Origin of the sequence: Citrobacter sp. ANG330 (assembly GCF_047467925.1) — a bacterium.
In the GTDB taxonomy this organism is placed as follows: domain Bacteria; phylum Pseudomonadota; class Gammaproteobacteria; order Enterobacterales; family Enterobacteriaceae; genus Citrobacter_A; species Citrobacter_A amalonaticus_G.
In genome coordinates, this window is the sequence record NZ_JASJUI010000019.1 from 1 (window position 1) to 19,427 (window position 19,427).

Sequence of the window (19,427 nt, forward strand, 5' to 3'; positions counted from 1 at the left end):
CACCTTCTCAACCTGAACAAGGTTCGTATGTGACGGGTTCCCCTTCGCCAGTGGAGACGGGCGCTGGGTGGTCAGAACGTTGATACAACCGCCCTGGTCAATGCGTTTGGCATCCGGGTCATACCAGGCCCCCTCGCCTAACGCCACCACGCCCGGCATCATACGCGGCGTTACTTTCGCCTCGATATGCAATTCCCCGCGCCCGTTGTAGATGCGAACTTTGTCGCCGTTGTTGATTCCGCGCTTTTGCGCATCGAGCGGGTTGATCCACATTTCCTGGCGGCACGATGCCTTCAGGACATCCACGTTGCCGTAGGTGGAGTGAACGCGAGATTTATAGTGGAAGCCCGTAAGCTGCAACGGATAATCTTTGGTCAACGGGTCGTTGTAGTTCTCAAAACCTGGCGTGTAGATCGGCAACGGATCGATGACATCGCCTTCCGGCAGTTCCCAGGTGGCGGCAATCTTAGCCAGTTCCTGCGAGTAGATTTCGATTTTACCTGACGGCGTGGTTAAGGGATTGGCCTGCGGATCGTCACGGAACGCCTTATAGGCCACGTGATGTCCTTGCGGATCGCGCTGCTTAAACAGCCCCTGCTTACGGAATTCCTCAAAGGTCGGCAGCTCCGGAATGGCTTTACGCGACTGTTCGTACAGATGACGCATCCACTCTTCCTGAGTGCGTCCTTCGGTAAACTGCTGCTCGACGCCCAGGCGCTTCGCCAGTTCACTGGTCATTTCATAGATGGTTTTGCATTCAAAACGCGGCTTGATGGCCTGATCGGCGAAAATCACGTAGGACATATTCCCGCAGGAGGCATCCAGCGCGAAATCCATCTGCTCAGATGCCGTGCAATCCGGCAGCAGAATATCGGCATACTTCGCTGATGACGTCATGTGGCAGTCGATGACGACAATCATTTCGCACTTCTTGTCATCCTGCAGGATGTCGTGCGTGCGGTTGATCTCCGAGTGCTGGTTGATAAGACAGTTACCGGCGTAGTTCCAGATCATCTTAATCGGCACGTCGAGTTTATCTTTGCCGCGCACGCCATCACGCAGCGCAGTCATTTCCGGCCCGCGTTCAATCGCGTCAGTCCACATAAACATGGAAATACTGGTTTCTACCGGGTTTTCCAGCGTAGGCAGCCGTACAAACGGCAGAGAGTAAGAGCCTTCACGTGCGCCGCTGTTGCCGCCGTTGATCCCGACGTTACCGGTCAAAATAGCCAGCATTGAAATGGCACGGGTGGCAATTTCGCCGTTCGCGTGGCGCTGCGGTCCCCAGCCCTGGCTGATATAGGCCGGTTTTGCGCTGCCGATTTCACGCGCCAGTTTGATAATGCGGTCGGCCGGAATACCGGTAATTTGCGCCGCCCACTCAGGCGTTTTTGGCGTACCGTCATTCCCCTGCCCGAGGATATAGGCCTTATAGTGACCATTCTTCGGCGCGCTGGCTGGCAACGTTTTCTCGTCGTAGCCCACGCAGTACTTATCGAGGAACGGCTGATCGACCATATTCTCAGTAATCAGCACATAAGCCAGCGCATTCACCAGCGCCGCATCGGTACCCGGACGAATCGGGATCCACTCGTCTTCTCGACCGGCCCCGGTATCGGTATAGCGCGGATCGATAATAATCATCCGGGCATTCGATTTTTGTCGCGCCTGTTCCAGATAGTAGGTCACCCCGCCGCCGCTCATGCGCGTTTCGCCAGGGTTATTACCAAACAGTACCACCAGCTTGCTGTTTTCAATGTCAGACGGGCTGTTACCATCCGCCCAACCGCCGTAGGTATAGTTCAGACCTGCAGCAATCTGTGCCGAAGAGTAATCGCCATAGTGGTTCAGATAACCGCCGCAGCAGTTCATCAGACGCGCTACCAGGGTATTTCCCGGCGGCCAGGAACGGGTCATCGTACCGCCCAGCGTACCGGTGCCGTAGTTCAGGTAGATAGACTCGTTACCGTAATCTTTAATCAGACGCTGCATGTTGCTGGCGATGATGTCGTAAGCCTCATCCCAGGTGATGCGTTCGAATTTCCCTTCTCCACGCTTACCGACGCGCTTCATGGGGTATTTCAGGCGATCCGGGTTATAAACGCGACGGCGCATTGAGCGACCACGCAGACAGGCACGCACCTGGTGCAATCCCTCGTAGTTGTCATCGCCAGTATTATCGGTTTCAACGTATTTGATTTCGCCATCAACCACGTGCATGCGTAGCGGGCAGCGACTGCCGCAGTTTACGGTACACGCGCTCCAGATGACTTTTTCGCTGGCCTGCGCAGGGCTGAGCGCTTCTGCGGCATTAGCGATACGGGTAAATGGCAGGGTAAACGCGCTGCTGGCCATCGCCAGACCGCCTATCGCCGTCGTTTTGACTAAACCACGACGACTCACCTCAGCTGCCATCACGGCATCGGGGATCTTAGTTTTCATAAAGGCTCACTCTGCTTGCTCACAGTAAAAACAAAAATGACATTATTTTTTTATACTTAAGTATCGCTATGTAGTCATATACATAGCGATTCAACAGGATAGCAGCGTAAAATGCTGAATTTCATTCGAAGGTAGTATTACCCCATAGGGGGTAATGATTATTGTCCGGTATCAAACAGGCATAAAAAAAGCGCCTAAAGGCGCTTTTTAGAAAGGAAGAAACGAGAATTAGCCGATAAATTCCAGTCCGTTCATGTACGGACGCAATACTTCCGGCACTTCGATACGGCCATCAGCCTGCTGGTAGTTTTCCATCACAGCCACCAGGGTACGACCGACCGCCAGACCAGAACCGTTCAGAGTATGCACCAGACGGGTCTTTTTGTCGGACTTGCTGCGGCAGCGAGCCTGCATACGACGCGCCTGGAAATCCCAGACGTTCGAGCAGGAAGAGATTTCGCGGTAGGTATTCTGCGCTGGTACCCACACTTCCAGATCGTAGGTTTTGCATGCGCCAAAACCCATGTCGCCGGTGCAAAGAATAATTTTGCGATAGGGCAAACCCAGCAGTTGCAGCACTTTCTCCGCATGACCGGTCATTTCTTCCAGCGCCGCCATGGAATCTTCCGGGCGAACGATCTGTACCATTTCAACTTTGTCGAACTGATGCATACGGATCAGGCCACGGGTATCACGACCGTAGGAACCCGCTTCAGAGCGGAAGCACGGTGTGTGCGCGGTCATTTTAATTGGCAACTGATCTTCATCGATGATCTCATCGCGCACCAGGTTGGTCAGCGGCACTTCCGCCGTTGGGATCAACGCGTAGTTGCTGCTGTCAGCTTCTTCTTCCAGCGGACGGGTATGGAACAGATCGCCGGCAAACTTCGGCAACTGACCGGTGCCGTACAGGGTGTCATGGTTTACCAGATACGGAACGTAGTTTTCGCTGTAGCCATGCTGCTCTGTGTGCAGATCCAGCATGAATTGCGAGAGCGCACGGTGCATACGGGCAATCTGCCCTTTCATCACCACAAAACGGGAGCCGGTCAGCTTAACGGCAGCGGCAAAATCCAGCCCGGCATGCATTTCGCCCAGCGTGACGTGATCGCGAACTTCAAAATCGAATTCGCGCGGTGTGCCCCAGCGGCTGACTTCGACGTTGTCGTTCTCGTCTTTACCGACCGGCACTTCGTCTGCAGGCAGGTTTGGAATGGCCAGCGCGATATCGCGGATCTCAGCCTGTAAAACATCCAGCTCCGCTTTTGCGGCATCCAGCTCTTCGCCCAGTTTGTTCACTTCCAGACGTAAAGGCTCGATATCTTCCCCGCGCGCTTTCGCCTGGCCTATGGATTTCGATCGAGAGTTACGCTCTGCCTGCAGGTTTTCAGTATTAACCTGCAAAACTTTACGACGCTCTTCAAGAGCGCGCAGCTTATCTACATCCAGCTTAAAGCCCCGGCGTGCCAGTTTTTCAGCGACTGCGTCTGGCTCATTACGCAGCAGATTGGGATCGAGCATGCTTATCCTGTGCTTATCGAATTGAAATGGGAAAATGTGACCACAGCCTGCAGTCACAGGGATACTTTGCCAACATTACCGCAACGTCTGCGCTAACGGTAGCGTTTTATAGGGCTATTTTGATCCTGTCCGGCGAGCCAGGCGAGCTTTTCGCCAATCTTGCCCTCAAGACCTCTGTTTGTGGGGTGATAATAGCGCGTTTGTGCCATCTCCTGGGGGAAATATTCCTCCCCTGCGGCATAGGCATTCGGTTCATCATGCGCGTAGCGATATTCCTGCCCATAGCCCATCTCTTTCATCAACTTCGTCGGTGCATTGCGCAGATGAACAGGCACGTCATAATCAGGACGTTCACGGGCATCGGACATCGCCGCTTTAAAAGCGGTATACACCGCATTACTTTTTGGCGCACAGGCCAGATAAACGATCGCCTGGGCAATGGCGCGTTCGCCTTCAGCAGGCCCCACGCGCGTGAAGCAGTCCCAGGCGGAAATCGCCACCTGCATCGCACGCGGATCGGCATTGCCCACATCTTCGGAAGCAATCGCCAGGCAACGGCGCGCCACATACAGCGGATCGCCGCCAGCCGTGATGATGCGCGCATACCAGTAAAGTGCCGCATCCGGCGCGCTGCCGCGAACCGATTTATGCAATGCGGAAATAAGATCGTAGAAACGGTCGCCTTTATTATCGAAACGTGCGCTGCGTTCACCGGCTATTTCCGTCAACAAGGCGGGCAGAAGGACACGCTTACCGCTGTCATCCACTTCTGCCATATCAGCCATCATTTCCAGCGTGTTCAGCGCCCGACGCGCATCGCCGTTAACCAGTTCCGCGATGGCTATGCGGGTTTCATCCGGCAGAACGATATCCTGCCCACCGTACCCCCGCGCCTTGTCTTCCATCGCCTGACGCAGAACCTGTTCGATATCTTCCGTGGTCAACGATTTGAGCAAATAGACGCGCGCCCGCGACAGCAGTGCGGAATTAAGCTCAAACGATGGGTTTTCGGTAGTTGCCCCGATAAAAGTGATTGTGCCGTCTTCGATGTGTGGCAGAAACGCATCCTGTTGGCTTTTGTTAAAGCGATGGACTTCGTCGACAAACAAAATGGTGCGACGCCCGGCATTTCTGTTCTGTCGGGCGCGTTCAATGGCTTCACGGATCTCTTTCACGCCAGAGGTGACCGCCGATATCCGCTCAACGTCGGCATCGGCGTAGCGGGCAATCACTTCAGCAAGCGTGGTTTTACCGGTACCCGGCGGTCCCCACAGGATCATGGAGTGCAGATGTCCGGCTTCAATCGCCCGCGGCAACGGTTTACCCGCAGCCAGCAGATGTTGTTGACCAATATACTGCGCTAAATTTTCTGGCCGCATCCGCGCTGCCAGTGGCTGAAAAGTATTATCAGAAAAATCGAGCGACAGGTTGCTCACGCATGCCTCTACTTACGTTGGTCGTCTACCGTTACGCCTTGCGGTGGGGTAAAGGTAAATTTCGATGCGTCAACAGCGCCATTCTGCTGAGACTTCAGCTGATAACTGCTGCGCTGGTCGTCCTGTTCCACGGCGCTGAACTGATGAATGGTCCCGTCACGTCCCACGTTGATAGTGAACTGCTTCAGGTTACCGTTACTCGTTTTCGGCGTCAGCACGAAGTCATCGCCGTTTTGTTTAATGTTGTACTGCTGCCAGTCGCTGGACTGATTACGCGCAATCAGCATAAACGGCGTATTGCCTGTCGCATCTTTCAGCCAGGTTGCTGTCGCCTGTTCAACAAACGGGTTGAAGAACCACAACGTTTTGCCATCAGAAACCAGAATGCTCTCGTCGGGCTGCGTCATGTGCCAGTTAAACAGGTTGGGACGCTTCACCCACAAATCACCCTGGCCTTCCTGAACGGCGTTACCGCTGCCATCGGTCACTTTCTGGGTGAAGCTGGCGTGGAAGCTGCCGACTTTATCCAGGCGGCTTTTCAGATCGCTGGCGGCATCCGCCCAGACGCTGCTTACTACGAATCCTGAGAGTAATGCACAGGTGATTGCGAATTTTTTCATTGTTATTCCTCAAAATACGTCACTCCCGACCGGGAGATCCCTCTGCTGTCCATTCCAGGCCAAAAATCAGCGTGAGGAAAGAAGACAATACTGAATTACGTAACTTTGCATTTACTCAAACGGCGGAGGTGCCAGCACTTCGCGATTCCCATTATGGCCCTGCTCACTGACGATCCCCTGCGCTTCCATCTGTTCGATTATGCGCGCCGCGCGGTTGTAGCCAATACGGAACTGACGCTGTACGCCTGAAATTGACGCTTTGCGTTTTTCCGTCACAAAGTTCACTGCCTGATCAAATAACGGATCCAGCTCTTCGCCGCCGTCAAATCCACCGCCGCCACCTTCACTTTCACTATCGGAAGTGATGCCATCAACATACTGTGGACGACCACGCGCTTTCCAGTCCTGCACCACCGCATGCACTTCCTGGTCACGGACAAACGCACCGTGAACACGCACCGGCATAGTGGAGTTAGGGCCAGAGTAAAGCATATCCCCCATTCCCAGCAGCGATTCTGCACCGCCCTGATCGAGGATGGTACGCGAGTCAATCTTACTGGATACGGTGAACGCGATTCGGGTCGGAATATTGGCTTTGATAAGCCCGGTGATGACGTCGACTGACGGACGCTGCGTCGCCAGCACCAGGTGAATGCCTGCCGCTCGGGCTTTTTGCGCCAGTCGGGCAATCAGCTCTTCAACTTTCTTACCGACCGTCATCATCAGGTCGGCAAATTCGTCCACCAGCACAACGATATACGGCAGTTTTTCCAGTACCGGATGCTGCGCATCCATACTGTCGCCCGGTTTCCAGTACGGGTCCGGAATCGGACGCCCCATCCGCGCCGCTTCGGCAATCTTCTCGTTGTAGCCCGCCAGATTACGCACGCCCAGAGCCGACATCAGTTTGTAACGACGTTCCATCTCGTTAACGCTCCAGCGCAGGGCATTGGCAGCGTCTTTCATATCGGTGACGACTTCCGTCAGCAGATGCGGAATGCCTTCGTATACCGACAGCTCCAGCATTTTCGGGTCGATCATGATGAAACGAACGTCTTCCGGCTGGGCCTTGTAAAGCATGCTGAGGATCATAGCATTCACCCCAACCGATTTACCCGAACCGGTTGTCCCCGCCACCAGCAGGTGCGGCATTTTCGCCAGATCGGCCACCACCGGATCGCCGGCAATATCTTTCCCCAACACGACGGTCAGCGGCGACGGGTTTTCACGGAACTTCGCATTATCCAGCACTTCACGCAGGTAAACGGTTTGCCGTTTTTTGTTCGGTAATTCCAGGCCGACGTACGGTTTACCCGGAATCACTTCAACCACGCGCACCGCAACAGTGGAAAGCGAACGCGCCAGGTCACGAGAAAGGTTGGAAATACGCGCTGCTTTCACGCCTGGTGCCAGATTCAGCTCAAAACGGGTGATTACCGGCCCAGGGGAGTAATTCACCACATCAGCCTTGATGCGGAAGTCAGCCAGGCGGGCTTCAACCAGGCGCGCCATCTGCTCTAGCGCAAATGTATCAACCGGTTCCACTTCACTCGGCGGCGGCGTCAACAGATCCAGCGAAGGCAGTGGCGTCGTCGGTCTTTGTAGCGGACGACTGTCACCGTTGCGCATCAGCAGCGGGTGAATCAGGCTTTCCTGCGGCTGTGGCGCGGCGGGTTGCTGCGGCTGTTGATAATGCGGCTGCGGCGCTACCGGCTGTTGCGGCTGCTGATAGTGCGGCTGCGGCGCTACCGGCTGTTGCGGCTGCTGATACTGCGGCTGAGGCGCTACCGGCTGTTGCGGCTGCTGATAGTGCGGCTGCGGTGCTACCGGCTGTTGCGGCTGCTGATACTGTGGCTGAGGCGCTACCGGCTGTTGCGGCTGCTGATACTGTGGTTGCGGCGCTACCGGCTGTTGATACTGCGGCGCTGGAGGTTGCTGAACAGGCGCAGACTCCGGCATTACACTTGGTGTAAACAGCGGCTCATGCGGCCCCTCATCCACCAGCGTTTTCATGGGTGAAAACTCAAAATCATCCAGCGAGAAGGGATTCGCTCCGGCAGGTTGCTCACCGGCGTAACGCTGTTGCTGTGAAGAGGCAAACTGGCGCGCCAGTTCAGCTTCCGCAGCGATATCTTCATCGTCCGCCTGCGTCGCCTCATGCTGATACTCGTCGCCATAACGACTTTGCTGCGACTGGGCAAACTGACGAGCCAGTTCGTCCTGTTGCATGGCGTCGATTTCATCATCGCTATACTGCGGATCGTGTTGACCGGCTTCACGCGCTCTCTCCTCAGCCATACGCTGAGAAGGCAATTTAATGCCATACGATGCCAGTTCACGGCGTGTCGGTACACGTACGCGATTGGGACGAGGCAGTTGCGGCCCAATCCCTTCTTTCACCTGCGGACGCGGCGCTCCGCCGTTTGCGAGGCTGAAGACTGGCGCTGCGGCTGCTGCAGTCGCACCGGCTGATAATGTCGCATCCTTCACGCCTGCAGCGATCGGCGCAATGGCCGCAGCGGCATCAACAGGCGGTATGGAAGGCGCAGCTGAGGATGCAGGAACCACCGGTTCTGGTGCGTTAACAGGTTCAGGAATCGGCTGATACCACGCGGCCAGTTGCTCACGTTCACGCGCGCGCTTTTCTTCCACTTCTTCAAAGTAGTACAGCGGCGGACGTGCAGGCTTCGTCTCTTCCACAACCGGCTCTGGCTCTACAGCGGAAGACTGTTGAACAAAAGGCTCCTGCGGCTGCAAAGGCTCAGGCTGATAAGTGGGTTGAGCATAAACCGGCTGCGGGACAGGCTCGGGTTGCCAGGACTGCTCTTGCGCAGGCTGTGGTTGCGGCCACGGCTGCTGTGGTGCGCCTGGCGGCGGATAGCCTGCTTCAGGGGCCGCAGGCGCAGCGTATTGCGGCTCAGTCGGAACAGGCTGCTGCCACGTTTCATACTGCGCCTGGTGCGGTTGTGCATACTCAGTGTGCGGCGGATAAGCGTCCGGCGCAGGCGCGATCACCGGCTCGCCGGTTTGTGGACCCGGAACCGGTTGCCATTCCACCGCAGGTTGGACAGGAACCGTTTCGGCCCCCGGTACGGGCGATGTTTGCATAACCGGATCAACCGGCGCGGCCCAGGCCTGAGTCGCAGCCGTTGCCGCCGCAGCAGCAGCGACGGGTTCGGTCACCGAATGACCGTTTAACAGCGGATCGTACTCATCATATTCCGGCTGCGTTGCACGATGGCCCGAGAACAGGACATCCTGAGGGTCGGCTGCGACGCCGCGCGCGCTGTACGCGATCTCATCGTCATCATCCATGCGTCTGCCGGAGAAGAGCGCCGCATCGGTCTGACGACCATGCGGATTGATAAATTTTTCAGCCAGACGTTTACGGCGCGCCAGCGCACCACGAAGAATACGTGCACGACGGGATTCACGTTTCCCGCCCTCGGCTTCGTCTTCATACTCTTCATCGTCTTCGTATTCGTCGTCTTCCACCCAGGTGTCATCGCGGCGGGTACGGTTGCTGGCAAAGGTCAGGATATTGAGCAGCCAGCCGCCCAGTTTTTCGGCAATACTGACCCACGACCAGCCAGTGAAGAGCGTCAGCCCTGCCGCCCACACGCACAGAAGCGTAATCGTGCCGCCACTGCTGTGCAGCAGAGGTTGCAGCGTGGTACTCAACAGACTGCCAATCACCCCGCCGGATGCGAAATACCAGATATCATCTGCGTTAATCGCGGCAAGACCGCAAGACGTGAGGATAAGCGCCAGCACGCCAATGATGCGCAGCGAGACAGCAAAATAGTCGATATAGTCATCGGTCGCCTGATGACGCCAGGTAAACCAACAGCCACCCACAATGATGACAGGAATGGTGTAGGCCATAATCCCAAAAATAAAGAACAGGGTATCCGCCAGCCAGGCCCCCGGCGCCCCACCCAGATTATGGATAGGTTCATGCCAGGCCGTTTGCGACCAACTGGGGTCAGAAGGATTAAAGCTCAATAAGGCTGCCATCAGCCAGACGGCAAAAAGGGCAATAAGAATCAGCAACGCCTCCAGAAGTCGGCGCCCGCTGCTTAACTTTGTCAATGTGACTTCTTTGTCTTCAGTGTATTCCTGGCTCAAAAAAGGCTCTCCAGGTTTCAGGCTTTTCCTGCCCGATGCTAAAACGGACAACAGCACCGGGTTACCCCGGCACTGTTGCTGTATGGATTAACAGGAGTGTAATCAAAATACGCCGATTTTGCACCTGTTCCGTATTAGCGCGTCTTAATAACCAGACGATTACTCTGTTTGACTTCTTCCATGACCACGTAAGTACGGGTGTCATTGACGCCAGGCAAACGCAGCAGGGTTTCCCCCAGCAGCTTACGGTACGCTGACATGTCCGGCACACGTGTTTTCAACAGATAGTCGAAATCACCGGACACCAAATGACACTCTTGAATTTCTTCAAGTTTTTGTACGGCGGCATTGAATTGTTCAAACACATCCGGAGCGCCACGATTCAGAGTAATCTCAACAAATACCAGAAGTGATGCATCCAGATAATGCGGGTTTAACAAAGCTGTATAGCCCTGAATGAAACCCTGTCTTTCCAGACGACGCACACGCTCAAGGCAGGGCGTCGGGGAAAGTCCCACTCGTTTAGAAAGCTCGACGTTAGAAATACGCCCATCCTTTTGCAGCTCATTAAGAATGTTACGATCAATACGGTCGAGATCTTTGCCAGGGCGCTTCTTGCTATCTACCATTATTATTGTCTCTCTGTATTCCTTCCCTACTCCTGCCTGACTCATCAGACATCATGTCGAGAGTCGATGCCCATCACAATAGACCGAAACCCAGAGGATTTAACGGCGCGCAATGCCTGGTCTATAGTGAGAAGACCGTTGCCTGACGGCAGCTATCGACATCACGAATGGCGTCTGTCCACACCATGCGTAGATTTCGCTAGCCCGGTAAACATGGTATTTATATGCATGATTATGCAGCACACACACAACACTGTTTTTTTCTTCCTCGAATGTTTTCGCAAAACAGCAGGGGATTGTCAAAGTAAAACATCGATTTTTAGTACAACATGCCAGTTATTCATTAAGCGTTAAGATGATTCATCATTTTATCACCTTATAACTGAGCGATTTTAAGTAGTATTCTTGATGGCGGGCCGCAGATTGGGTCACTCATTGGTTGTCTCTATTACACAAATTGTTAACAAAATCGCTGTACTCTTTTTTTACGCCGTCAAATTCCCTACAATCCAGCCCATTGCCTGCCAACAACAATGAGGATCTCATGGGCACGACCAAACACAGTAAACTGCTTATCCTGGGTTCCGGCCCGGCGGGATACACCGCAGCGGTCTATGCTGCGCGCGCAAACCTGCAGCCGGTTCTGATCACCGGTATGGAGAAAGGCGGCCAACTGACCACCACGACCGAAGTGGAAAACTGGCCGGGCGATCCGAACGATCTGACCGGGCCACTGTTGATGGAACGTATGCACGAGCATGCGACTAAGTTTGAAACTGAGATCATCTTCGATCACATCAATAAAGTGGACCTGCAGCATCGTCCGTTCCGTCTGATTGGCGACAGCGCGGAATACACCTGTGATGCGCTGATCATCGCTACCGGCGCGTCCGCTCGCTATCTCGGTCTGCCGTCAGAAGAGGCATTCAAAGGCCGTGGCGTTTCTGCCTGCGCGACCTGCGACGGTTTTTTCTATCGTAACCAGAAAGTCGCGGTTATCGGCGGCGGTAACACGGCAGTCGAAGAAGCACTGTATCTGGCGAACATCGCCTCTGAAGTTCACCTGATTCACCGCCGCGACAGCTTCCGCGCGGAAAAAATTCTGATTAAACGTCTGATGGACAAAGTGGAGAACGGCAACATCGTGCTGCACACCCACCGCACGCTGGAAGAAGTGACTGGCGATCAGATGGGCGTCACGGGTCTGCGCCTGCGTAATACGCAGAATGCGGAAAACATTGAGTCGCTGGACGTCGCAGGTCTGTTTGTGGCCATCGGTCACAGCCCGAACACGGCAATTTTCGAAGGACAGCTTGAGCTCGAAAACGGCTACATCAAAGTGCAGTCCGGAAGCCATGGTAACGCGACCCAGACCAGCATCCCGGGCGTCTTCGCTGCGGGCGACGTGATGGACCATATTTACCGTCAGGCTATCACCTCCGCTGGCACCGGTTGTATGGCGGCGCTGGATGCCGAACGCTACCTTGATGGTTTAGCCGACGCGTGCAAATAGTTTTTACAAATCAGTAACAAAAGTAAATAAGGCGACTATAAGTCGCCTTTATTTTTGCCCCGTTGTAACATTGCGCTGCCTAAAAATTCTGATAACTCACCTGCAAAGTGCGCAATGAATAAAACTCGTCAACAAGAGCTAACCCGCTGGTTAAAACAGCAAAGTGTCATTTCCCAACGCTGGTTAATGATTTCCCGCCTGCTGGGGTTCGTGAGTGGCTTACTGATTGTCGCTCAGGCCTGGATAATGGCCCGCATTCTGCAACATATGATCATGGAGAACATCCCGCGTGAGGCGTTGCTGTTGCCATTTGTCGTATTGGTGTTGGTTTTTATCCTGCGCGCCTGGGTCGTATGGCTACGCGAACGCGTAGGTTTTCACGCAGGCCAGCACATCCGTTTTGAGATCCGCCGTCAGGTGCTGGACCGCCTTCAGCAGGCGGGTCCAGCGTGGATCCAGGGGCGGCCAGCAGGAAGTTGGGCCACGCTGGTGCTGGAGCAAATTGACGACATGCACGATTACTACGCACGCTATCTGCCGCAGATGGCGCTGGCAGTGTGTGTGCCCATCCTGATCGTGGCGGCTATTTTCCCGTCAAACTGGGCCGCTGCGCTTATCCTGCTCGGCACCGCGCCGCTGATCCCGCTGTTCATGGCGATGGTCGGTATGGGCGCTGCCGATGCTAACCGGCGTAATTTCCTCGCGCTGGCCCGTCTGAGCGGACATTTCCTCGATCGCTTACGCGGAATGGATACCCTGCGCATTTTTGGCCGTGGTGAAGCGGAAACGGAAAGTATTCGCGTCGCATCGCAAGATTTCCGCCAGCGCACAATGGAAGTGCTGCGCCTCGCCTTTTTATCATCGGGTGTACTGGAGTTTTTTACCTCGCTTTCCATTGCGCTGGTCGCGGTTTACTTTGGTTTTTCCTACCTCGGCGAACTTAATTTTGGCCACTACGGCACGGGCGTCACGCTGGCAGCAGGCTTCCTCGCCCTCATTCTGGCCCCTGAGTTTTTCCAGCCGCTGCGCGATTTGGGGACGTTTTATCACGCTAAAGCACAGGCGGTAGGCGCGGCTGACAGCCTGAAAACTTTTATGGAAACGCCGCTCGCCCATCCTGAACAAGGCGATATGGAACTCTCCACGCAAGAACCTGTTTCCATTGATGCTGAAGATCTCATCATCACCTCGCCGGAAGGTAAAACGCTGGCAGGACCGTTGAATTTTTCCGTAGCTGCCGGGCAGCGGGTCGTACTTGTGGGGCGTAGCGGTTCAGGTAAGAGTTCGTTGCTGAATGCGCTTTCCGGCTTCCTCTCTTATCAGGGATCGCTGCGTATTAACGGAGTGGAACTTCGCGATTTATCCCCGGAGTCCTGGCGTAAGCAGCTCTCCTGGGTGGGACAAAACCCGCAGTTGCCCGCGGCGACGATACGGGAAAACGTTCTGCTGGCACGCCCGAATGCCAGTGAGCAAGAGTTGCGTACCGCGCTTGATAGCGCCTGGGTCAGTGAATTCCTGCCGCTGTTACCACAGGGCGTGGATACGCCCGTTGGCGATCAGGCCGGACGTCTGTCCGTTGGTCAGGCGCAACGCGTGGCGGTAGCCCGCGCGCTCCTTAATTCCTGCAAGCTGCTGCTGCTGGATGAGCCTGCGGCCAGCCTGGACGCCCATAGCGAACAGCGGGTCATGCAGGCGCTGAAAGCGGCCTCAAAACGCCAGACCACTCTGATGGTCACGCACCAGCTTGAAGATCTTGCTGACTGGGATACGGTTTGGGTGATGCAGGACGGACAGATTATCGAACAGGGATCCTGGGCCGAACTGAGTACCGCCAATGGCGCATTTGCGACGCTGTTGGCCCATCGTCAGGAGGAAATCTAATGCGCGCGCTGCTGCCTTATCTGACGCTCTATAAACGTCACAAATGGATGTTAACGCTGGGTATTGTGCTGGCAATCATCACCCTGCTCGCCAGTATTGGCCTGCTGACGCTGTCCGGCTGGTTCCTTTCTGCGTCAGCCGTCGCGGGTTTTGCCGGTATCTACAGTTTTAATTATATGCTGCCTGCTGCGGGTGTGCGCGGCGCGGCCATTACCCGGACTGCCGGACGCTATTTTGAGCGACTGGTCAGCCATGATGCGACCTTCCGCGTACTGCAACATTTACGCGTTCATACCTTCAGCAAGCTGTTACCGCTCTCCCCTGCCGGACTGGCCCGTTATCGTCAGGGCGAACTGTTGAACCGCATAGTGGCAGATGTGGATACGCTGGATCACCTCTACCTGCGTGTTATCTCTCCCCTGGTGGGCGCCTTTGTGGTGATTATGGTCGTGACGATCGGTCTGAGCGTGCTGGATGTTACCCTCGCCTGCACCCTCGGCGGCGTGATGCTGTTGACGCTGTTTATTATGCCGCCGGTGTTTTATCGCGCCGGTAAAACTACCGGACAAAACCTGACGCACCTGCGCGGACAGTATCGCCAGCAACTGACCTCATGGCTACAGGGCCAGGCTGAATTGACCATTTTCGGCGCCAGCGACCGCTACCGCGCGCAGATGGAGACCACCGAGTTACAGTGGCACGAAGCGCAGCGTCGCCAGTCTGAACTTACGGCTCTGTCACAGGCGCTGATGTTGCTCATCGGTGCCGTCGCCATCTTACTGATGCTATGGATGGCGGCAGGCGGCGTAGGTGGTAACGCTCAGCCTGGCGCGCTGATTGCCCTGTTTGTCTTTTGCGCGCTGGCGGCATTTGAAGCGCTGGCTCCGGTTACCGGCGCATTCCAGCATCTGGGACAGGTCATCGCCTCCGCCATGCGGATCACGGAGCTGACTGAACAGAAGCCAGAAGTCACTTTCCCGACTGACGTATCCGACGTCCCGGATCGGGTCACCCTGACGCTGCGTGATGTTTCATTCAGCTATCCCGAACAGGCGCAAAAGGCGCTGGATTCGCTCTCTCTCCAGGTGAATCCAGGCGAACACATCGCCATTCTTGGACGCACCGGGTGCGGTAAATCGACATTACTCAAGTTGCTGACGCGCGCGTGGGATCCGCAGCAGGGCGAGATCCTGCTTAATGGTCGTCCGATTGCAACATTGAATGAAGCGACGCTGCGCAAAACCGTCAGCGTTGTGCCGCAGCGCGTGCACTTGTTCAGCGCCACCCTGCGCGACAACCTGTTGCTTGCGGCGCCCGACGCCAGTGACGAACAGCTGGCAGACACGTTGCGCCGCGTTGGGCTGGAGAAACTCCTCGACGATGCTGGCCTCAACAGTTGGCTGGGCGAAGGCGGTCGTCAGTTATCCGGTGGCGAACTGCGTCGCCTGGCGATCGCCCGCGCACTTTTGCACGATGCGCCGCTGATGCTGCTTGATGAACCGACGGAAGGCCTGGATGCGACGACCGAAAGCCAAATGCTTGAATTGCTGGCAGAGGTGATGCGCGAAAAAACGTTACTGATGGTGACGCATCGCCTGCGCGGACTTGCACGTTTTGATCAAATAATAGTGATGGACAACGGCCAAATTATTGAGCAAGGTAATCACGCAGATCTGTTAGCGCAGCAGGGTCGTTATTACCAGTTTAAGCAAGGTCTGTAAGCTATTATTGAACGATCCGACTCGCGTACTGGAGTTCTGCTGTCATGCGCCTGGTTCAGCTTTCCCGACACTCTATCGCCTTCCCTTCGCCGGAGGGCGCTTTACGCGAGCCAAACGGCCTGCTGGCGCTTGGGGGCGATCTCAGCCCTGCGCGCCTGCTGATGGCCTATCAACGGGGTATTTTTCCGTGGTTTTCGCCTGGCGACCCTATTCTCTGGTGGTCGCCGGATCCTCGTGCCGTCCTGTGGCCTGACACTTTTCATATCAGCCGCAGCATGAAGCGCTTCCATAAGCGTTCTCCATATCGCGTCACGCTGAATTACGCGTTTGGTCAGGTCATCGAAGGGTGCGCCAACGATCGCGATGAAGGCACCTGGATCACCCAGGGCGTGGTGGAGGCCTATCACCGACTGCACGAACTGGGACATGCGCACTCCATTGAGGTCTGGCGCGAAAATACGCTGGTTGGCGGGATGTATGGCGTTTCCCAGGGGGCTCTGTTTTGCGGCGAATCGATGTTCAGCCGACAAGAGAATGCGTCAAAAACTGCACTGCTGGTTTTTTGCGCAGAATTTGTCCGGCAGGGCGGCAAATTAATGGATTGTCAGGTGCTCAATAGTCATACCGAATCGTTAGGGGCGGTCGAAATTCCGCGCCGGGTATATCTGGAACACCTCGATGCATTGCGCCAGCAACGTTTACCTCGCGATTTTTGGGTCCCTCGCACGTTATTTTTGCCCCAGGGGTGAATGTTTTCGGCACATTTTTTGTCAGGGTGTTATAATTGCGGACGCAGAGTTGGTTTAGCCCATTACCCCGCTGCCGTTAAGGATCCGTTCGCGTCAGGTAACGCCATCGTTTATCTCATCGCTCCCTTATACGTTGCGCTTCACGTGCGGCTTTGTCGTGTGTTTTTGAAGCGATCCGGAGTAATGCGCCAAATTTTGTTTGCTGCGTTTTAAACGTGCAAATCTTTACTTATTAAAAGAACTTCGGCATTATCTTGCCGGTTCAAATTACGGTAGTGATACCCCAGAGGATTAGATGGCCAAAGAAGACAATATTGAAATGCAGGGTACCGTTCTCGAAACGTTACCTAATACCATGTTCCGCGTAGAGTTAGAAAACGGTCACGTGGTTACTGCACACATCTCCGGTAAAATGCGTAAAAACTACATCCGCATCCTGACGGGCGACAAAGTGACTGTTGAGCTGACCCCGTACGACCTGAGCAAAGGCCGCATTGTCTTCCGTAGTCGCTGAGTGTTTTCACGCCCGAATGGCGCCCAGATAATAAAAGGTCGGTCAAGCCGGCCTTTTTTGTTGCATGAAAATCCCTACTCCTCCGCCATTCGCGCATACTCATCCGTCAGAAAATCCACCAGCGCTCTGACCGATGGCAGCAATCCCCTGCGTGAAGGGAAAACCGCGTGAATGACCTCTCTTCGTGGTTCCCAACCTTCCAGTAATGCAACCAGTTCCCCGGCCGCAAGCTGTTCTTTCGCCATTAAGACAGGAAGTTGCACGGCACCGACGCCGGCAATGGCCGCCTCGCGTAATGCCAGCATGTCGGTCGTGATAAATCGTGGAGTAAAGTGCACTTCCGCTCTGGCTCCTTGTGGGCCATACAGTTCCCAGCGATGAATATGTTTGCCTGCCGAGAGACTCAGCCCGGGCCAACGGCTTAATTCCGACGGCACCGTAGGGGGGCCCATGCGTGCGATCAGTGCCGGGCTGGCAAACAACCGGTGTGCGCGGTCCGCAAGCACCCGCATCACCAGATCGCTGTCCTCAATCGGTCGCGGACGCACTCTGATCGCAATATCAACGCCTTCCCCTACCACATCAACGCGACGATTCGTGGCTTCGAGTTGCAACGTCACATCGGGGTAGCGCGCCATAAATTTCGCCAGCATCGGCCCCACGTGGACATGAAGCAGCGTTACCGGACACGTCAGCTTCACCACGCCACGAGGTTCAACCTGCAATGCGGCAATCGCATCCTGCGCCGCCTGTGCTTCTACCAGCATCGCTTTGCAGTGTTCATAGAACGTTTGCCCCACTTCCGTGACGTTAAACTGCCGCGTCGTCCGCTGGATGAGTCGCACTCCCAGTTGCTCCTCCAGTTGCGCAATGCGCCGGCTGAGCTTTGACTTCGGTTCATCGAGTGCGCGACCGGCTGCGGCAAACCCGCCCTGCTCCACGACATGGACAAACCACGCAAAATCATTGAGATCCGGCTTTATCATTTATTGTTCCAATTTCAGAACGATGAGGTTCATTTTAGCCACTACTCACCTCACTGTCATGAATATAAGCTTATTCATAACGTAACAAGCCATTGAGGAGAGAATGATGAAACAGGTTACAGGCGTCTATACCGCACCTCGTCCGCACTGGGTTGGCGATGGATTTCCGGTTCGTTCACTGTTTTCGTACCAGTCCCACGCAGAGCAGTTGAGCCCCTTTCTGCTGCTCGACTATGCCGGCCCCCATACCTTCGCGCCGGGAGCGGAAAAGCGTGGAGTGGGTGAACATCCCCACCGTGGCTTTGAAACGGTGACAATCGTGTACCGCGGTGAAGTTGAGCATCGCGATTCAACCGGTCGCGGCGGCATTATCGGCCCCGGCGACGTGCAATGGATGACCGCGGGTGCTGGCATTCTGCATGAAGAATTTCACTCTGAAGCTTTCACCCATAAGGGGGGAGAACTGGAGATGGTGCAACTGTGGGTGAACCTGCCAGCAAAAGACAAAATGACGGCGCCGGGTTATCAGAGCATCACCCAGGATTTCATTCCGACCGTTGAGCTGCCGGACGATGCAGGGACAGCGCGAATCATTGCCGGTCAGTATCAGCAGACGACCGGTCCGGCACACACGTTCTCGCCGCTGAACGTCTGGGATATGCGGTTACAACAGGCGCGCCCGGTGACGCTTTCGCAACCTGAAGGGTGGAGTACCGCGCTGGTCATCCTGAAAGGCTCAATCACGGTAAATGGATCGACAACAGCAAGCGAGGCGCAACTGGTGGTATTAAGCCAGCAAGGGGACACGCTGCATCTGGAAGCCACCCGCGATGCCAGCGTATTGTTACTGTCGGGAGAGCCGCTGAATGAACCGGTCGTCGGCTACGGTCCGTTTGTCATGAATACCAGACAAGAAATCGCAGAAGCCATTCGCGATTTTAATGGGGGCCGCTTTGGTCAAATCTGAGCGTGAGGAGGTCGTGAAGAGCCTCGAATTGCTGGATTCACAACGCTAAATCGCTTCCCCGACGGGTTCCGTTGGGGAAGATGTACAATGCGTAACCAAACGAGAAGCAAAGCGTAAATACTGCTTGACCGTTTTAACGCAACTCCCTATAGTAGCGCCCCGTTGCCCCCCAAGCGGTCAGGCAGCAATACAATATGGTGAGGTGTCCGAGTGGCTGAAGGAGCACGCCTGGAAAGTGTGTATACGGCAACGTATCGGGGGTTCGAATCCCCCCCTCACCGCCATATTTCAGATGAGAGCCGGTACTTATGTATCGGCTC

Annotated in this window: 13 protein-coding genes and 1 tRNA gene; 7 read left to right on the plus strand and 7 right to left on the minus strand. The window is 55.3% G+C overall.

Going from position 1 to position 19,427, the window contains the following annotated elements; genetic code table 11:
* The 6 genes from dmsA to lrp all read right to left on the minus strand — a co-directional run.
* Nucleotides 1-2,442 (minus strand): dimethylsulfoxide reductase subunit A (dmsA, locus tag QNN88_RS22580; RefSeq protein WP_414242117.1); only part of this gene is annotated, 2,442 nt, incomplete at its 3' end.
* A 228-nt stretch (nucleotides 2,443-2,670) separates the two neighbouring features.
* Nucleotides 2,671-3,963, minus strand: a complete 1,293-nt coding sequence (serS, locus tag QNN88_RS22585) for a serine--tRNA ligase (protein WP_414242118.1) — start codon at nucleotides 3,961-3,963, stop codon at nucleotides 2,671-2,673.
* A 92-nt stretch (nucleotides 3,964-4,055) separates the two neighbouring features.
* Nucleotides 4,056-5,399 carry a replication-associated recombination protein RarA gene (gene rarA, locus QNN88_RS22590; protein ID WP_414242119.1) on the minus strand — a complete coding sequence of 448 codons (1,344 nt, stop codon included), beginning with the start codon at nucleotides 5,397-5,399 and terminating at the stop codon, nucleotides 4,056-4,058.
* A gap of 8 nt (nucleotides 5,400-5,407) precedes the next feature.
* The gene (gene lolA, locus QNN88_RS22595; RefSeq protein WP_414242120.1) at nucleotides 5,408-6,019 is read right to left on the minus strand and encodes an outer membrane lipoprotein chaperone LolA; all 612 of its coding nucleotides are present in this window, start codon (nucleotides 6,017-6,019) and stop codon (nucleotides 5,408-5,410) included.
* A gap of 111 nt (nucleotides 6,020-6,130) precedes the next feature.
* On the minus strand, nucleotides 6,131-10,147 hold the full coding sequence (ftsK, locus tag QNN88_RS22600; RefSeq protein ID WP_414242121.1) for a DNA translocase FtsK: 4,017 nt from the start codon (nucleotides 10,145-10,147) through the stop codon (nucleotides 6,131-6,133).
* Between the two features lie 134 nt (nucleotides 10,148-10,281).
* Nucleotides 10,282-10,776, minus strand: a complete 495-nt coding sequence (gene lrp, locus QNN88_RS22605) for a leucine-responsive transcriptional regulator Lrp (RefSeq protein ID WP_000228469.1) — start codon at nucleotides 10,774-10,776, stop codon at nucleotides 10,282-10,284.
* 544 nt (nucleotides 10,777-11,320) lie between these two features.
* On the opposite strand from lrp, the gene trxB reads away from it, so the two are divergent.
* The 5 genes from trxB (at nucleotide 11,321) to infA (ending at nucleotide 17,154) form a co-directional block, all read left to right on the plus strand.
* Complete coding sequence (trxB, locus tag QNN88_RS22610) at nucleotides 11,321-12,289, plus strand: thioredoxin-disulfide reductase (RefSeq protein ID WP_414242122.1); 969 nt, start codon at nucleotides 11,321-11,323, stop codon at nucleotides 12,287-12,289.
* 114 nt (nucleotides 12,290-12,403) lie between these two features.
* Nucleotides 12,404-14,170: a heme ABC transporter permease/ATP-binding protein CydD gene (gene cydD / locus QNN88_RS22615; RefSeq protein WP_414242123.1), complete on the plus strand. Its 1,767-nt coding sequence runs from the start codon at nucleotides 12,404-12,406 to the stop codon at nucleotides 14,168-14,170.
* The gene (gene cydC, locus QNN88_RS22620) at nucleotides 14,170-15,891 is read left to right on the plus strand and encodes a heme ABC transporter ATP-binding protein/permease CydC (RefSeq protein ID WP_414242124.1); all 1,722 of its coding nucleotides are present in this window, start codon (nucleotides 14,170-14,172) and stop codon (nucleotides 15,889-15,891) included. Before cydD ends, cydC begins: the two co-directional genes overlap by 1 nt.
* 44 nt (nucleotides 15,892-15,935) lie before the next feature.
* Entirely contained in the window at nucleotides 15,936-16,640 is a 705-nt protein-coding gene (gene aat / locus QNN88_RS22625) for a leucyl/phenylalanyl-tRNA--protein transferase (protein WP_414242125.1), read from the plus strand.
* A 295-nt stretch (nucleotides 16,641-16,935) separates the two neighbouring features.
* Nucleotides 16,936-17,154: a translation initiation factor IF-1 gene (gene infA / locus QNN88_RS22630; protein ID WP_001040187.1), complete on the plus strand. Its 219-nt coding sequence runs from the start codon at nucleotides 16,936-16,938 to the stop codon at nucleotides 17,152-17,154.
* Nucleotides 17,155-17,228: 74 nt separating this feature from the next.
* Here infA and QNN88_RS22635 read toward each other — a convergent pair whose 3' ends face one another.
* The gene (locus tag QNN88_RS22635; RefSeq protein WP_414242126.1) at nucleotides 17,229-18,140 is read right to left on the minus strand and encodes a LysR family transcriptional regulator; all 912 of its coding nucleotides are present in this window, start codon (nucleotides 18,138-18,140) and stop codon (nucleotides 17,229-17,231) included.
* 106 nt (nucleotides 18,141-18,246) lie between these two features.
* Between QNN88_RS22635 and QNN88_RS22640 the strand changes: the two genes are divergently transcribed.
* Both QNN88_RS22640 and QNN88_RS22645 read left to right on the plus strand, forming a co-directional pair.
* Nucleotides 18,247-19,107: a pirin family protein gene (locus QNN88_RS22640; protein ID WP_414242127.1), complete on the plus strand. Its 861-nt coding sequence runs from the start codon at nucleotides 18,247-18,249 to the stop codon at nucleotides 19,105-19,107.
* A 196-nt stretch (nucleotides 19,108-19,303) separates the two neighbouring features.
* Nucleotides 19,304-19,391, plus strand: a tRNA-Ser gene (locus QNN88_RS22645).
* Nucleotides 19,392-19,427 lie beyond the last annotated feature (36 nt).

Bases quoted from the DNA above. Each gene is read 5' to 3' on its own strand.
- serS (WP_414242118.1), bottom strand. From the start codon at position 3,963: ATGCTCGATCCCAATCTGCTGCGTAATGAGCCAGACGCAGTCGCTGAA.
- lolA (WP_414242120.1), bottom strand. From the start codon at position 6,019: ATGAAAAAATTCGCAATCACCTGTGCATTACTCTCAGGATTCGTAGTA.
- lrp (WP_000228469.1), bottom strand. From the start codon at position 10,776: ATGGTAGATAGCAAGAAGCGCCCTGGCAAAGATCTCGACCGTATTGAT.
- trxB (WP_414242122.1), top strand. From the start codon at position 11,321: ATGGGCACGACCAAACACAGTAAACTGCTTATCCTGGGTTCCGGCCCG.
- cydD (WP_414242123.1), top strand. From the start codon at position 12,404: ATGAATAAAACTCGTCAACAAGAGCTAACCCGCTGGTTAAAACAGCAA.
- cydC (WP_414242124.1), top strand. From the start codon at position 14,170: ATGCGCGCGCTGCTGCCTTATCTGACGCTCTATAAACGTCACAAATGG.
- aat (WP_414242125.1), top strand. From the start codon at position 15,936: ATGCGCCTGGTTCAGCTTTCCCGACACTCTATCGCCTTCCCTTCGCCG.
- infA (WP_001040187.1), top strand. From the start codon at position 16,936: ATGGCCAAAGAAGACAATATTGAAATGCAGGGTACCGTTCTCGAAACG.
- QNN88_RS22635 (WP_414242126.1), bottom strand. From the start codon at position 18,140: ATGATAAAGCCGGATCTCAATGATTTTGCGTGGTTTGTCCATGTCGTG.
- QNN88_RS22640 (WP_414242127.1), top strand. From the start codon at position 18,247: ATGAAACAGGTTACAGGCGTCTATACCGCACCTCGTCCGCACTGGGTT.